Genomic DNA, 1,472 nt, shown 5'->3' with positions numbered 1-1,472 from the left:
CTTAGACCAGATGAGCGTTTTTGCAGCGGGCGTGTTGCCCGTGGTTTTCTCGACGAACAGAAGACCGTTCGAAGGAGAAAATGCAAATGAACAAAACGCTTTATGTAGGCCTCGACATTCACAAAGATACGATTGCAGTCGCTGTTGCTGAAGACGGTCGTAGCGGCGAGATCAGATTTCACGGGATCGTCGTCAATTCGGCTGATGCAGTGTTACGTCTTACGATGAGGCTTTCCAAGAACGACCACACTCCGTCATTTTGCTATGAGGCTGGGCCGTGCGGCTATGGTTTGCACCGACACCTCACAAAGCTCGGATTTGAATGCGCGGTTGTTTCACCGTCGATGATCCCTCGCAAGGTCGGCGATCGGGTCAAGACAGATCGGCGAGATGCCGAGATGTTGGCGAGGCTTTGGCGTGCGGGCGAATTGACACCGATTTGGACGCCAGACGAGGAGCAGGAGGCCATGCGCGACCTGATCCGCACCCGCAAGCAGACGATGGACGCAGTGAAGGTATCAAAACAGCAGCTGCTCAGCTTTCTGCTGCGCCATGGACTTCGATACGAGAATGGGGGCTATTGGACACAACGCCATCGCCGATGGCTTGCAGAATTGCGCCGGTTCCGGGTTTCGCATCAACAACTGGCTTTTGAAGAGCTGAAGCGTGCCATTGACCAGGCAGAGGCCCGCATTGTGACCCTGGATCAGGCCATCGAAGATGCTATCCCCGGCTGGCATTTCGCTCCAGTTGTCGATGCGTTGCGCGCACTGCGTGGTGTCAACACCACAATTGCCGCAACCGTGGTTGCCGAGATTGGCGACATAACCCGCTTCCAAAACCCACGTCAGTTGATGTCGTGGCTGGGTTTGGTGCCGAGTGAGCACTCTAGCGGATCCAAAACACGCCGAGGGCGTCTAACCAAGGCTGGCAATGTATTGGCGCGAACGATGTTGATTGAGGCAGGTTGGTCGTACCGTCATCCGCCAAAGGAAGGTCATCCGTATCTGAAGAGGTCCGCGCATCTGCCGCAACAGATCAAGGATATCGGCTGGAAAGCGCAGACCCGCCTTTGCAAGCGGTATCGCGATCTCAGCCGGACAGGCAAACCGCAGCCACGGGTGCTAGCAGCAATCGCCCGGGAACTCGCCGGATTCATCTGGGACATCGCTCGGAAAACACCGTTGGCCACCTGATCGAAATCCGCAGCCTGCCTGTGTAGTCCGCTGGAGATGGCGGTCACGTGATAGGGAAATCCTCGGTACACCCTTTGGGACAAACATCCGATCTTAGAGAGAGGTCACCCGTATCGAATTTGGTCAGGCGGTATCCAGCCCGCGGATGAGAGTAGGATAACCACCGGTTCGGCCCACCGTCTCCAGCGCCTGCACAGGCTACATACTTTGACCATCCCGCGCCAGCGGGGTAGTCTCATCGTGTCGGGAAAGCCAAAAACGCTCATGAGAAAGGGG

General features: G+C 56.5%; 1 protein-coding gene. It reads left to right on the top strand.

Going from position 1 to position 1,472, the window contains the following annotated elements:
* Positions 1–86: 86 nt before the first annotated feature.
* On the top strand, positions 87–1,196 hold the full coding sequence (locus RA27_RS22980) for an IS110 family transposase (RefSeq protein WP_039544645.1): 1,110 nt from the start codon (positions 87–89) through the stop codon (positions 1,194–1,196).
* Positions 1,197–1,472: the final 276 nt, after the last annotated feature.

This window comes from Ruegeria sp. ANG-R, assembly GCF_000813985.1.
Taxonomy (GTDB): Bacteria; Pseudomonadota; Alphaproteobacteria; order Rhodobacterales; family Rhodobacteraceae; genus Ruegeria.
Note: the sequence above shows the minus strand (reverse complement) of the source record. Positions and strands in the feature narration are given on the sequence as shown.